Here is a 13,474-nt window from a genome sequence, read left to right on the forward strand (position 1 = left end):
TGATGGAAAAAGAGAAATTTATTTTGCTTGTAAAGAATTTAGAAAACCACCAAAAGTTTTAAATTCAATAATTAAAAAATATGGCAATACTCTTGAAATAAGTTATGAAATCTATAAAGATAAATATTGGCAGTCTTTTATGCATTATCAGCAAATTTAGATAAATAAAAAGCCGTTCTGAAATAATTCAGAACGGCTTTTTTATCGTATTTTTTAGTTGATAAAATCTGTATGAAATACTTAGTGCATCTCTGCGAAAACTCTCCGTGAATCTTTGCGGAATAACCCCTTACAAAACCCCAAGCTCCACCATACAGGCTTTCATCATTTGGTAAGTACGCTCAATATCATTGTCCAGTCCAATCGAAAAGCGAATCAATCCATCAGTAAGTCCCATTTCGTGTTGTTCGTCTAGCGGAATTTCACTTGACGTAGAAGTTCCCGGTGCGCTGAACAGGGTTTTATAAAAACCTAAACTTACTGCCAGATAGCCTAGATTTCTGGCCTGCATTAATTCCATTAATTCATTGGCTTTTGTCAAAGTTCCCACATCAATTGTCATCATTCCGCCAAAACCATATTCCGGATTAATCATCGTTTTGTACAACTCATGACTCGGATGGCTTTTCAATCCCGGATAAACTGTTTTTAATCCGTCTTTTTCAAATTTATCAGCCAAAACGTGCGCATTATGACTGTGTTGCTTAATTCGGATATGAAGGGTACGCAGATTCTTCATTACACTTGCAGAACGCAAACTATCCATTGTTGGTCCCAAAAGCATGCTTGCGCCCGAATTTACATTTTTAAGTGAATTAATAAATTCTTTAGACGCACAAGTTACACCACCAACCGTATCACTGCTTCCGTTAATATATTTTGTGAGGGAATGAATTACAATATCAGCTCCAAGTTTTGCCGGAGAAACAGATAAGGGTGAAAAAGTGTTATCAACTACTAACTTTAAGTTGTATTTTTTAGCAATTTTAGCCAATTCGGCAATATCAGCAACTTCCAAAAGCGGATTGCTGACAGTTTCACAATATAAAACCTTTGTGTTTGGAGTAATCGCTTTCTCTACGATATCTAATTTTGTAATGTCTACAAAGGTGGTTTCAATCCCGAATCGTGGCGTAAAATTCTTCAAAAAAGCATAAGTTCCGCCGTAGATGGTTCTGCTTGAAACAATATGATCTCCTGTGCCACATAATTGCAACAGCGTAGGCGTAATGGCACCCATTCCCGAAGCTGAAACATTTGCTGTTTCCGTTCCTTCCATTGCAGCCAGTGCCTGATCCAGATACAAATTACTTGGAGAAGAATGGCGTGAGTACAAATAACAGCCTTCCATATTGCCTTCAAAAGTATCAAACATCGTTTTTGCTGATAAAAAAGTATAGGTAGAAGAATCAGAAATAGACGGATTCACTCCTCCAAATTCACCAAAGTACTGCAAATCCTGAATTTTGTCTGCCGGGTTAAAGTCTTTCATTTTTATTTAGTTTCAAGTTTTTATTTGTTTCAAGTGTCAAGTTCTTAGCAAGTATTCAAAATAATTTCTATCCAAAATAAGATCTAATTAGAAAAATAATCAACTATTTAATTAATATTTAGATTTTAAAACTATATTTTTTATTTTTTAATGATTTTTAATCTAAATTTGATCAGAGAATTATAATTTCATAGATTTTCTTTCTTTTTAAAAAACAACAAACTAAAAAACAACAAACCATAAACAATAAACAGAAAGCAATGACTTTAGACGAAACCGATAAAAAACTTCTTGTTTTATTACAAACTGACAGTAAAAAAACAACCAAAGAATTATCCTTAAAACTTAATTTATCTGTAACGGCAGTTTATGAGCGAATCAAAAAACTGGAACGTGAAGGGATTATCAAAAACTATGTCGCATTAGTAGATAAGTCTAAAATCGAAAAAGGGTTTGTCGTTTTCTGTCATTTAAAACTCATTCAGCATACGAAAGAATTCCTAACCAAATTTGAAAGCGAAGTCATCAAACTAAACGAAGTTTTAGAATGTCATCACGTAAGCGGTGATTACGATTATATCCTAAAAGTATTAGTAAAAGATATGGAAGCTTACAGGGAATTTCTGGTAACAAAACTTACTTCGTTACAACATATCGGAAGTACACAAAGCATGTTTATGATTAGTGAGGTGAAGAATTCGACAGTGATTTCTTTTTAAGGTACTAAGATGCTAAGGTTCTGAGATTCTAAGTTTTTTTCTCTGAGACTTTGTCGCGCAAAATAAGTTTTAACATAGTTGAATCATTATAAATCTTAAATTTGAGTTTAAATAGAAACAAAATGGGGACAAAGGAATTAAGACGCAAGCTTATAAAAGATTTTGGTAAATTTATTGATGACGATTCTAAATTAGAAATTTTGGAAAGTGTTTTTGATGCCATTAATCATGATGAAAAAGATTCAATTGTTCCTAATACGCATTATAATTTAGTTGCTGAAGAAAGAGAAAAATATTTGTCTGGAGAAATACAGGCAAGTTCGTGGGAAGAAACAGAACAGCGATTGAATGCGAAATATGGTTTTTAAAATCAAAATTTTACCATTAGCAGAAAAAGAGATTGATGAATCTATTGAATTTTACGAAAGCAGAAGTAAAGGTTTAGGAAAGCAATTTCTAACTTATCTAAGATCTTATCTCAAGGTTTTAAAAACAAATCCAGAATTATTTGAAATTAAAAAGCAACCAGTTTATCGTGAAATGACTTTGGTAAAATTTCCTTTTGTTATTATTTATGAGATTATAGGGACTGATATCATTATTCATTCTGTATTTCATACTTCAAGAAATCCAGAAAGGAAGCCTTAGTGAAGAGTTGCAAAGTGACAGAGATATAAAGGTTCAACGTTTTTTGAATTGCCTCCAGCTTTAGCTGGAGGAATTAGGTTTAATAAGTAAAGGGCTTTAGCCAAATTAATAAAGATTTGGCTAAAGCCCTTTCACTTTGACAATATTTATCATCCAGCTAAAGCTGGACGCTATTAATTCAGCACTATTCATAAAAAAAACTTTGCGACTCTGCGTCTTTGCGAGATTAAAAATAAAAAACTTAGCGGCCTTCGTGTAATTCTTAGCGCTCTTTGCGGTAAAACTACAACCCAAAATTTCACACAAAAAACATTGAAAATTAAACTTCAAACAGAACTTTATTCCTTAATTTTGTAACCGCTAAAATAAAAACAAAATACTATGAGTTCATTTGACGTAGTCATTATAGGTTCAGGTCCTGGAGGATATGTATCAGCAATTCGTTGCGCACAATTAGGTTTCAAAACTGCAATTGTAGAAAAATATAATTCATTAGGCGGAACTTGCCTTAACGTAGGTTGTATTCCTTCAAAAGCATTATTATCTTCTTCTCATCATTATGCTGAAATTGCTCATTTTGCAGATCACGGAATCGAAGTTTCTGGAGATGTAAAAATCAATTTAGAGAAAATGATCGCGCGCAAACAAGCAGTTGTAGATCAAACCGTAGGTGGAATCAACTACTTAATGGATAAAAATAAAATTACTGTTTTCAATGGTTTAGGTTCTTTCGTAGATGCAACGCATATCGCTGTTGCAAAAGCTGACGGAACTTCTGAAACTATCGAAGCAAAATATACTGTAATTGCTACAGGGTCAAAACCATCTTCTTTGCCATTCATCAAAATTGATAAAGAAAGAATCATCACTTCTACCGAAGCTTTAGAATTAAAAGAAGTTCCAAAACATTTAGTAATTATTGGTGGAGGAGTTATCGGAATCGAGCTTGGACAAGTTTATTTACGTTTAGGAGCGCAGGTTTCTGTAGTGGAATTCATGGACAGAATTATTCCCGGAATGGACGGTTCCCTTTCTAAAGAACTGACTAAAGTATTGAAAAAACAAGGAATGAAATTCTACGTTTCTCACAAAGTAAAATCAGTAGAAAGAAACGGCGATGCTGTTACAGTTCAGGCTGAAAATGCAAAAGGAGAAACAATCACTTTGGAAGGGGATTATTCATTAGTTTCTGTTGGTCGTCGTCCTTACACAGACGGATTAAACGCTGACAAAGCCGGAGTAAAAATTTCAGACAGAGGGCAGGTTGAAGTAAACGATCATTTACAAACAAGTGTTCCAAATATTTACGCAATTGGTGACGTTGTTCGTGGAGCAATGTTAGCACACAAAGCAGAAGAAGAAGGAACTATGGTTGCTGAAATCTTAGCAGGTCAAAAACCACATATCGATTACAACTTAATTCCTGGTGTAGTTTACACTTGGCCGGAAGTTGCTGCAGTTGGACAAACTGAAGAGCAATTGAAAGCGGCAGGAGTGGCGTACAAATCAGGTAGTTTTCCTTTCAAAGCGTTAGGACGTGCTAGAGCAAGTGCTGACTTAGACGGATTCGTAAAAATCCTTGCTGACGAAAAAACAGATGAAGTTTTAGGAGTTCATATGATTGGGGCACGTACAGCAGATTTAATCGCTGAAGCGGTTACAGCAATGGAATTTAAAGCTTCTGCTGAAGATATTTCAAGAATGAGCCACGCGCATCCAACTTTCGCGGAAGCGGTAAAAGAAGCAGCATTGGCAGCGACTGAAAACAGAGCAATTCACGTATAACATATTACGAAAATTATATTTGACCGTCAGAATTTACATTCTGACGGTTTTTTTTGTTTTATAAAGTATTGATTTGTAACTTTATAAGATATAACAAACAAAAATAATTCTGTAAAAAAATCCTTTGATTGTTGCATTAACTTTATATATAATATAAAAGAGCACATCATGAAAAATAAATATATAGCTCCGGTTTTATTTGGAGCAGGAATTGCATTCGTACTTTATTCTTGTGGTGGTTCTACAATTCCAAAGAAAGCCAGGGCTGTCAATAATTTTGATAAGGCCAGGTATCTGGGAAAATGGTATGAGATAGCAAGACTGGATTATAAGTACGAAAGAAATATGGATAACGTTACCGCAAATTATTCTTTGAATGATAATGGTACGATAAAAGTTGCTAATAAGGGCTATAACGTCAAAAAAGACGAGTGGGAACAAAGCATTAGGAAAGCCAAATTTGTCAAAAAAGACGATGTCGGCATGCTTAGAGTCTCATTCTTTGGTCCTTTCTACTCAGGTTATAATGTAATTGAAGTTGACCCGGAATACAAGTACGCTCTCGTTGCAGGTGAAAGCCTGAAATACCTGTGGATACTTTCCAGAGAAACTACAATTCCTGCCCGAATTCATGCAGAATATTTAAAAAAAGCACAGGAAATCGGTTACGATACTTCAGCTCTTATCTGGGTAAAACATGATAAGGCCAGTTAAAAAAAAACAAACCCGACAGTTTTTGATTCTGTCGGGTTTTTTATTTTAAGAAGATAAAAAAATTATGGTCTGAAAACACTTCTGTAATTATCCCAATATCTGTAAATTAAAAATAAATTTGCCAGAAATAATAATCCGGCAATTGGAAGGCCTTCCGGCGCCATGAAATAATTAATAAACAAAATATTGATTGTAATTGGTAAAATCAGGATATTGGCCAATGTTACAAAACGACCCGTTATAAAAGCAATTCCGCAAAGCAATTCTATTGATTTTGCCAGTGGCAATAAATAAGTTGAAGCAACTAAGCCCATATTAAAAGCTTTAAAATTTCCAGTTACTTCCGGTTCCGGTGCCAGCTTGAAGAAAAAGCTGATGGAAGCAAAAAGTAGCAAAAGGCCAATCAAAACTCGGACAATAATGGTAGCAATTTTCATAATACTAGGATTTTTAATAGGTTAAAGAATATAAATTATTTGCTGATATACATTACAAACGAAATTTTCTAATAAAATAAAAATCTCTTTTTCGGGTTGTTTTATTGAGAATACGATAATCAATAAAGCCGTATTTTGGGATTAATTTATGCCTATATCAAATATAGTGATTTTTTTCTTATTAAATTGCTGCTATATTAACACTTTTAGCTAATTTCTTTTATACTTTTTGTAAAGTATTATTCCTCCAATAGTAATTAAAATTAGCGGCCAAAGATTCAACAGAAAAACAAATATAGCTTCCAGAATATACCAGCCATTTTTTAAAGAATCAATGATCTGAATTCCAAGATGAGGTTTGTATTCGTGACTGTCTTTTTCTCCCGCAGTTATTTCCTGTTTAATGGTTTCGTTTTGATAAAGCTGAAGTGTGATAGTACTAAAATTAATCTGATCCTGCATGGATAAATTATCAATTACACTAGTATCATTTGCTTCTTTTTGATTTGCCAGCGTTTTTTCGGCATCAATAATATCGTTTATCTTTTTCCCTTTGGTATCAATTGCTTTTTCTACTCTTTTTTCTGATGCCGCACTTCTTTTTTGAGTCAGCTGATTAGCCAAAAGTTTTAAAGAAACATCATCTGCTTTGATTACTCTGAAATCCAGAAAATCAATTTGTCTGGCAATGGTCTTGATTACAGTGTCCAGTTGGGTATTAGGCACGCGAATAGTAATGTTATTTTCTACAGTATATTTTGTGGTTTCGAGAGTGCTGTCCTGACTTATTTTTGTTTTAATCTGATTCTGAATCGTACTTTGTAAATTAGTATAGGTTACAAAACCTCCAAATTTCTGGACAGCGTTTTCAATTGCATAAGTTGACTTTGCGACATTTCGGACCTTAAATTTTAAATCTGCCGTGCGGATAAATTTTTGTTTGCTGTCTTTTTTCTCTACCGCAGCAGATGAAGATATAACGGAAGTACTGTCTGCAGCAGCAGCATAATCTGCAGATTCTTCGCCGACAGCGCTGTCTGATTTTTTACAGGAAAATAGTAATACGAGAATTACTAATGAGGCCAAACTTAATTTTGCAATTGTTTTCATAAAGGTTAAAGGGTTGATTAATAATTTAGGTGTTTATACTAAATCTCGTGTACTAAAAAGTATGCCAATAATTTTCGCGGATTACTTTTTTGAAGGATTTTTTTTGTCGTAATTTTGAAATCTAAATTTTATTTATTTTTGAGAGTTTCAATTCATAAACATATTGCAAATCCTGAGCAGTTTAAACAGCAGCTTTTAGTTTGGTCACAACAATTTCGTGAAGTTGTTTTTTTGGATAGCAATTCATATCCGCAAGAATATTCGAGCTTTGATTGTTTGCTGGCGGTAGATGCCTTTACTTCTTTAAAAACCGATTTTGAAAACGCTTTTGATGATCTGAAACAATACCAGACTACAACAAAAGACTGGCTTTTTGGTTATTTGTCATACGACCTCAAAAACACTGTCGAAAATTTAAATTCCTCCAATTTTGACGGATTAGATTTTCCGGATTTGTTTTTCTTTCAGCCAAAAAAAATATATTTATTAAAAGAAAACCAACTCGAAATCAAATATTTATTTCTTTGTGATGATGAAGTTGAAAGCGATTTTGAAGAAATTGTCCAAAGTCAGTCCGATGCTTATGAAACATTGGGGAAACTAAATATTCAGCAAAGAATTTCAAAAGAATCTTATGTAGAAAAAATAACAAAAATGCTGAATCATATTCACATAGGTGATATGTACGAAGCTAATTTTTGTATGGAATTTTTTGCCGAAAATGCGCTAATAAATCCATTGGAAAAATTTCAAAAACTAAATGAAATTTCGCAGGCGCCTTTTTCTGTTTTCTTTAAAAATAACAAACAATTTCTACTTTCGGCTTCACCGGAACGTTACCTGAAAAAAGTGGGCGAAACGGTAATTTCCCAACCAATAAAAGGAACTTCAAAACGTTTTTCTGATCCGGTTGAAGATGAAATTTCCAGACAATATCTCGAAAACGACCCAAAAGAGCGTGCAGAAAATATCATGATTACAGATCTGGTTCGTAATGATCTGTCACATACGGCACAAAAAGGTTCTGTAGAAGTGGTGGAGCTTTGCAAAATATATTCTTTTCTGCAGGTTCACCAGATGATTTCGACAATTACGTCAAAAATAGATCCTCAATATTCTCCAAGCGATGTTTTAAAAACAACTTTCCCAATGGGAAGTATGACCGGAGCACCAAAGATTTCGGTTATGAAAATTATTGAAAATCTTGAAGAAACAAAACGGGGTTTATACAGTGGTGCCGTAGGTTACTTCACGCCAGATGGAGATTTTGATTTTAATGTCGTAATCCGGAGTATTTTGTATAATCAGGAAAACCAATACGTTTCATTTTCTGTCGGAAGTGCCATAACATCACTATCAATACCCGAAAAAGAATACGAAGAATGTTTGCTGAAAGCCAAAGCGATGCATGAGGTTTTGAGATAAATTTGCCCCGAATTAGCACGATTTTTTTTAAATATTATTTTAGACAGTACTGATGAATTAGTCGCAAAAAAAACATCACGCTTAACATTTCATTTAAGAATAGATACATTTTAATTTTTTACATTTATCGGATGCTTACAAAATTTCAAAATCATATCGTTTCCAGATTTCCCTTTTTAGCAGAAAAAAAACTTTTCCTTGCGGTTAGCGGAGGTTTAGACAGTATGGTTTTACTTCATTTGCTGCAGCAATTGCCGTATGAAATTGCCGTTCTGCATTGCAATTTTCAGCTTCGCGGAGTGGAAAGTTTTGATGATCAGAATTTTATTAAAAATTATTGCGACAAAAATGAAGTTCCGGTTTTTATTACACAATTTGATACTGAGGCTTTTGCAAAAGATTATAAGCTTTCGATACAAGTTGCTGCCCGTGAATTGCGTTACAGCTGGTTTTATGAACTTTTAGAAAGTGAAAACTACGATTATATTTTGACCGCCCATCATGCGGATGATAATCTCGAAACTTTCATCATAAACCTGACCAGAGGAACAGGGCTTGATGGATTAACAGGGATTCCGGAACAAAATGACAGGATCATTCGCCCGCTTTTGCCTTTTTCCAGAGAAGAAATCCTGAATTATGCCCATGAAAATAATATCGAATGGCGTGAAGACAGCAGCAATGCATCTAATAAATATCTTCGGAATAAAATTCGTCATGACTTAGTCCCGGTTTTAAAAGAAATCAACCCCAATTTTCTAAATGCTTTTCAGAAAACACAATCTTATTTGCAGGAATCGCAGGAAATGGCCGAAGATGCTTCAATCATGATTTATCAGCAGGTAGCAAAAGAGGCCGGAGATGATATTCATTTTGATTTAAATCAGCTTAAAAAATTACCAAATTATAAATCGTATCTGTATCAATGGCTTAATGAATTTGGGTTTCTTGCCTGGAACGATGTTTATGATTTAGCAGAAGGCCAGTCCGGAAAACAGGTGTTTTCTGAGGAATTCAGATTGTTGAAAAACAGAGATACTTTAATTTTGAGCCCTGTTTCTGAAGCGAATGAAAATCAGGAATATGAAATTAGCGAAGATGAGACAGAAGTTAATTTTCCCTTAAATTTGAGGCTTTCTCAGGTAGATGAGATTACAATAGATTCAAATAAAGCTATCTTTGTGGACGCCAAAAAAATCCGTTTTCCTTTAGTTTTACGTAAGTGGAATGAAGGAGATGTTTTTCATCCTTTTGGGATGCAGGGAAAGTCCAAAAAAGTGAGCAAGCTGTTTAAAGACGAAAAATTGTCCCTCATAGAGAAAGAAAAAACATGGATCTTATGCTCTGATGATCAGATTGTGTGGGTTGTCGGAATTCGTCAGGATGAAAGATTTAGGATTGAAAAAAGCACTAATAGAATACTCAAAATAGAACTACAATAATGAACATTAATCAAACTTGTCAAACGATAACAAAAAAGGTATGGAATCAAGCTATTCTGTTTTTGTTATTTTTCGTTTTTGCTTTTGCAAAAGGAAATGCCCAAATACTCGAGCCTGTAAAATGGACCGCTAAAATTGAAAAAAAATCAGGAAGCAACGCTATTTTGATTTTTGACGGAACGATTGAGAAAGAGTGGCATATGTATTCGCAATTTACACCCGACGGAGGTCCGCTGCCGTTAGAAATTGTGTTTAAAAACCAAAAAGGAAATTATAATTTAGTAGGCAAAGCCAAAGAAGGAAAAACCAGAACAGCTTTTAATGATGTTTTTGGGGTTAATGAAACTTTCTTTGAAGGAAAAGCACATATTGAACAGGAAATCATAATTACAAATCCGAACTTAAAAACAGTCGATGTTGATTTTGATTTTCAGGTTTGTAAAGAAGTTTGTATCAATTCGAGCAAGAAATTCTCAATTGCTATTCCGGCATCATTTCAAATGGTGGCTGTTCCAACAGTTTCAGAAGCAAAATTAGACGAAACAAAAAAAGCAGGTTTGGCAATTGATACTACAGAAAAAACGGTAGTTGCCCCACCAGCAGAAAAAGCAAAATCTGAAGTGACCAGGACTGCAGAAAAAGAAGAAATCCCTGCTACGGATGAACAAGGAAGTTTATGGACTTTATTCTTTTTGGCATTTTTAGGCGGTTTTACAGCATTGTTTACACCTTGCGTATTTCCAATGATTCCGATGACTGTGAGTTTCTTTACCAAACAAAGTAAAACGAGAGCCGCAGGGATTAGAAATGCAATTATTTATGGTATCGCAATTATTCTGATATATGTAATACTTGGTTTTTCCGTTTCCTGGATTTTTGGTGCAGATGCTCTGAATTCATTGGCAACCAATGTTTATTTTAATCTGATATTTTTTGTTTTATTAATTGTTTTTGCATCATCATTTTTGGGTGCATTCGAAATTATGCTCCCTAATTCATGGGCAAACAAAGTAGATAAACAGGCAGATAAAGGCGGCGTTGTCGGTATTTTGTTTATGGCATTGGCACTTGCTATTGTATCATTTTCATGTACAGGTCCAATTGTAGGTCCGCTTTTATTTCAGGCTGCGACTAATGGAGTTTTAGGGCCAATTGTCGGAATGTTAGGTTTTTCTTTAGCATTGTCCTTACCATTTATGCTTTTTGCCATGTTTCCGGGTTGGTTAAATTCATTGCCAAAATCAGGTGGCTGGTTAAATACGGTAAAAGTCTTTTTAGGATTTTTGGAGCTGGCTTTTGCCTTCAAATTTTTGTCAAATGCCGATTTGGTTTTACAATTACATTTCTTAGAAAGAGAAGTTTTTATAGCAATCTGGATTGCAGTATTTGCAGCACTGACATTGTATTTATTTGGTAAAATTACTTTGCCTCACGATAGTCCGTCGGAACGTATTTCTGTTGGAAGATTATATGTTGGATTACTTTCTTTGGTGTTTACAATTTATTTAATTCCGGGACTTTGGGGAGCGCCATTAAAGTTAATCAGTGCATTCCCGCCGCCTCAGCAATATAGTGAAAGTCCGTTTGGATTTGGTGGTTCAGGAAATTCAGGTGCTGATGCCATAAAAGGTTTACCGGAAGGCGCAGAACTTGGTCCTCATGGTATTATGGTTTTTCATGATTATGAAGATGGTTTAGCTTACGCCAAATCAATCAAAAAGCCAATAATGTTAGATTTTACAGGACATGCTTGTGTAAATTGTCGTAAAATGGAAAACAATGTTTGGTCAGATCCGAGTATTTTGCCAATCCTGAAAAATGATGTGGTTCTGATTTCGCTTTATGTTGATGATAAAAGAGATTTGCCGGAAGATGAGCAATATACAACAGCATCAGGAGATGAAATTATAACAGTTGGTGATAAATGGACAGAGTTTATGATCTCGAAATATAAAACAAACACACAGCCTTTGTATGTTATCACAGATTTGGAAGGCAAAAACCTGCACACTTCTAAACCGACAATCAGTTATGTTGGAGTTGAGGAATATTTGGAATGGCTAAAAGAAGGAATTGCAAATTTTAAATAGTTTATAAGAATTAAGAATTAAGAATTAAGAATTAAGAATTAAGAATTAAGAATTTATTCTAACATCTAAATTCTGCAATCTAAAATATTCACAGGTTGAATTTAATTCAAACAAAAATCCCTCTAAGTTTTGGCTCAGAGGGATTTTTTATTTTGGTTGTTAGTTTTTTTGTAAAATATACTATAGGTATTCTCCGTGTTGAGAAATATCTAATCCTAGTTCTTCTTTTTCTTCAGTAACTCTTAGAGGAGTGATTTTATTTACAATAAAAAACAATACGTAAGAACCTACAAAAGCAAAGATAGATACAATTACCATAGCAGTTAACTGATTGATAAATAAAGTTGGAGTTCCGAAAATCAGACCCTGGTTATCACCTACAGCAGGGTTAATTGCTTTTGAAGCAAAAACACCAGTCAATAACATACCTACCATACCACCAACACCGTGACAGGCAAATACATCCAAAGCATCGTCAATTTTTCCTTTAGGGAATTTACTAACCACAAGGTTACTTACAATAGCAGAGAATAATCCGATGAATATTGCATGAGGGATGCTTACGAAACCTGCAGCAGGAGTAATAGCAACTAAACCTACAACTGCACCGATACAAGCACCAAGAGCTGATAATTTGTGACCTAAAATTTTATCAAGGAAAACCCATGCCATTGCGGCAGCGGCAGCAGCAACAGTAGTAGTTCCTAACGCCTGAACAGCCAATCCGTTTGCTCCAAGGGCAGATCCTGCGTTGAAACCAAACCAGCCAAACCATAATAAACCTGTACCTAATAATACATAAGTAATTCTTGCAGGATTAACTTTTTGGATTTTTCTTTTCCCTAAAAAGATTGCTCCGGCCAATGCAGCCCAACCAGCACTCATGTGAACCACAGTTCCTCCGGCGAAGTCAAGAACTCCCATTTTAAAGAAAACTCCATCAGGATGCCATGTCATGTGAGCAAGAGGAGCATATATCAATAATATAAATAAAACCATGAATAATAAATAAGCCCAGAAACGTACACGTTCTGCAAAAGCACCTGTAATTAATGCAGGAGTAATGATAGCAAATTTTGCCTGAAATAATGCGAATAACATAAAAGGGATTGTAGGTGCAAGGCTCCATGCAGTATTGGTACCAACACCTTCAAAAAATAAATTGTGAGTCGGGTCTCCGATAATTCCGCCAATTGTTGGTCCGAATGCTAATCCAAAAGCAACAACAGTCCATAAGATAGTAACCACTACCATTGCCATAAAGCTCTGAAGCATTGTGCTAATTACGTTTTTCTTACCTACCATACCTCCATAGAAAAATCCTAATCCGGGAGTCATTAACAATACAAAAGCAGTTGCAACGATCATCCAGGCGGTATCTCCTGTGTCAAACTTGACAGCTTCGGCAGGAATTGGATTATCTGAAAGGATAAAATTTGAAATGAAGGTTAGTACTAAAATCGTGATAAGAATCACACTTAAAATAATTTTTCGCATAGTTATTTAGTTTTAAATTTTTTGATAAAAGTATAAAATCAATTGACACCCCTAAAAAAAATAGAGTTCAATGGTTAATTTTTGCTGATTTTTTATTTTGACCCCTTATATTTTA

At 34.5% G+C, this 13,474-nt stretch carries 12 protein-coding genes; 8 read left to right on the forward strand and 4 right to left on the reverse strand.

What is annotated here, in order from left to right; genetic code table 11:
- Window positions 1–289: 289 nt before the first annotated feature.
- The gene (locus DCO46_RS16040) at window positions 290–1,492 is read right to left on the reverse strand and encodes an aminotransferase class I/II-fold pyridoxal phosphate-dependent enzyme (protein WP_116753517.1); all 1,203 of its coding nucleotides are present in this window, start codon (window positions 1,490–1,492) and stop codon (window positions 290–292) included.
- A 260-nt stretch (window positions 1,493–1,752) separates the two neighbouring features.
- On the opposite strand from DCO46_RS16040, the gene DCO46_RS16045 reads away from it, so the two are divergent.
- The 5 genes from DCO46_RS16045 to DCO46_RS16065 all read left to right on the forward strand — a co-directional run bounded on the left by DCO46_RS16045 (window position 1,753) and on the right by DCO46_RS16065 (window position 5,358).
- Window positions 1,753–2,211: an Lrp/AsnC family transcriptional regulator gene (locus DCO46_RS16045; RefSeq protein WP_116753518.1), complete on the forward strand. Its 459-nt coding sequence runs from the start codon at window positions 1,753–1,755 to the stop codon at window positions 2,209–2,211.
- A 122-nt stretch (window positions 2,212–2,333) separates the two neighbouring features.
- A complete protein-coding gene (locus tag DCO46_RS16050) occupies window positions 2,334–2,579 on the forward strand; it encodes a hypothetical protein (protein WP_116753519.1) in 246 nt (81 codons plus the stop codon).
- Window positions 2,569–2,859: a type II toxin-antitoxin system RelE/ParE family toxin gene (locus DCO46_RS16055; RefSeq protein ID WP_116753520.1), complete on the forward strand. Its 291-nt coding sequence runs from the start codon at window positions 2,569–2,571 to the stop codon at window positions 2,857–2,859. Before DCO46_RS16050 ends, DCO46_RS16055 begins: the two co-directional genes overlap by 11 nt.
- Before the next feature lie 381 nt (window positions 2,860–3,240).
- A complete protein-coding gene (gene lpdA, locus DCO46_RS16060; protein WP_116753521.1) occupies window positions 3,241–4,644 on the forward strand; it encodes a dihydrolipoyl dehydrogenase in 1,404 nt (467 codons plus the stop codon).
- Between the two features lie 168 nt (window positions 4,645–4,812).
- On the forward strand, window positions 4,813–5,358 hold the full coding sequence (locus tag DCO46_RS16065) for a lipocalin family protein (protein WP_116753522.1): 546 nt from the start codon (window positions 4,813–4,815) through the stop codon (window positions 5,356–5,358).
- 62 nt (window positions 5,359–5,420) lie between these two features.
- Here the strand turns inward: DCO46_RS16065 and DCO46_RS16070 are convergent, their stop codons facing one another.
- Window positions 5,421–5,795, reverse strand: a complete 375-nt coding sequence (locus DCO46_RS16070; protein WP_116753523.1) for a DoxX family membrane protein — start codon at window positions 5,793–5,795, stop codon at window positions 5,421–5,423.
- A 210-nt stretch (window positions 5,796–6,005) separates the two neighbouring features.
- The gene (locus DCO46_RS16075; RefSeq protein ID WP_116753524.1) at window positions 6,006–6,905 is read right to left on the reverse strand and encodes a DUF4349 domain-containing protein; all 900 of its coding nucleotides are present in this window, start codon (window positions 6,903–6,905) and stop codon (window positions 6,006–6,008) included.
- A gap of 138 nt (window positions 6,906–7,043) precedes the next feature.
- Here DCO46_RS16075 and DCO46_RS16080 point away from each other — a divergent pair, with 138 nt between their 5' ends.
- The 3 genes from DCO46_RS16080 (at window position 7,044) to DCO46_RS16090 (ending at window position 11,862) form a co-directional block, all read left to right on the forward strand.
- Window positions 7,044–8,330, forward strand: coding sequence for an anthranilate synthase component I family protein (locus DCO46_RS16080; RefSeq protein ID WP_116753542.1), 1,287 nt, complete (start codon window positions 7,044–7,046; stop codon window positions 8,328–8,330).
- 131 nt (window positions 8,331–8,461) lie between these two features.
- Window positions 8,462–9,772: a tRNA lysidine(34) synthetase TilS gene (gene tilS / locus DCO46_RS16085; protein WP_116753525.1), complete on the forward strand. Its 1,311-nt coding sequence runs from the start codon at window positions 8,462–8,464 to the stop codon at window positions 9,770–9,772.
- Window positions 9,772–11,862, forward strand: coding sequence for a protein-disulfide reductase DsbD family protein (locus DCO46_RS16090; protein ID WP_116753526.1), 2,091 nt, complete (start codon window positions 9,772–9,774; stop codon window positions 11,860–11,862). Before tilS ends, DCO46_RS16090 begins: the two co-directional genes overlap by 1 nt.
- 180 nt (window positions 11,863–12,042) lie before the next feature.
- On the opposite strand, the gene DCO46_RS16095 is transcribed toward DCO46_RS16090, so the two are convergent.
- Window positions 12,043–13,359, reverse strand: coding sequence for an ammonium transporter (locus DCO46_RS16095; protein ID WP_116753527.1), 1,317 nt, complete (start codon window positions 13,357–13,359; stop codon window positions 12,043–12,045).
- Between the last annotated feature and the right edge of the window lie 115 nt (window positions 13,360–13,474).

This window comes from Flavobacterium sp. HTF (genome assembly GCF_003105115.1).
Taxonomy (GTDB): Bacteria; Bacteroidota; Bacteroidia; order Flavobacteriales; family Flavobacteriaceae; genus Flavobacterium.

Coding starts and splice junctions, on each gene's coding strand:
- DCO46_RS16040 (WP_116753517.1), bottom strand. CDS start 1,492: ATGAAAGACTTTAACCCGGCAGACAAAATTCAGGATTTGCAGTACTTT.
- DCO46_RS16045 (WP_116753518.1), top strand. CDS start 1,753: ATGACTTTAGACGAAACCGATAAAAAACTTCTTGTTTTATTACAAACT.
- DCO46_RS16050 (WP_116753519.1), top strand. CDS start 2,334: ATGGGGACAAAGGAATTAAGACGCAAGCTTATAAAAGATTTTGGTAAA.
- DCO46_RS16055 (WP_116753520.1), top strand. CDS start 2,569: ATGGTTTTTAAAATCAAAATTTTACCATTAGCAGAAAAAGAGATTGAT.
- lpdA (WP_116753521.1), top strand. CDS start 3,241: ATGAGTTCATTTGACGTAGTCATTATAGGTTCAGGTCCTGGAGGATAT.
- DCO46_RS16065 (WP_116753522.1), top strand. CDS start 4,813: ATGAAAAATAAATATATAGCTCCGGTTTTATTTGGAGCAGGAATTGCA.
- DCO46_RS16070 (WP_116753523.1), bottom strand. CDS start 5,795: ATGAAAATTGCTACCATTATTGTCCGAGTTTTGATTGGCCTTTTGCTA.
- DCO46_RS16075 (WP_116753524.1), bottom strand. CDS start 6,905: ATGAAAACAATTGCAAAATTAAGTTTGGCCTCATTAGTAATTCTCGTA.
- tilS (WP_116753525.1), top strand. CDS start 8,462: ATGCTTACAAAATTTCAAAATCATATCGTTTCCAGATTTCCCTTTTTA.
- DCO46_RS16090 (WP_116753526.1), top strand. CDS start 9,772: ATGAACATTAATCAAACTTGTCAAACGATAACAAAAAAGGTATGGAAT.
- DCO46_RS16095 (WP_116753527.1), bottom strand. CDS start 13,359: ATGCGAAAAATTATTTTAAGTGTGATTCTTATCACGATTTTAGTACTA.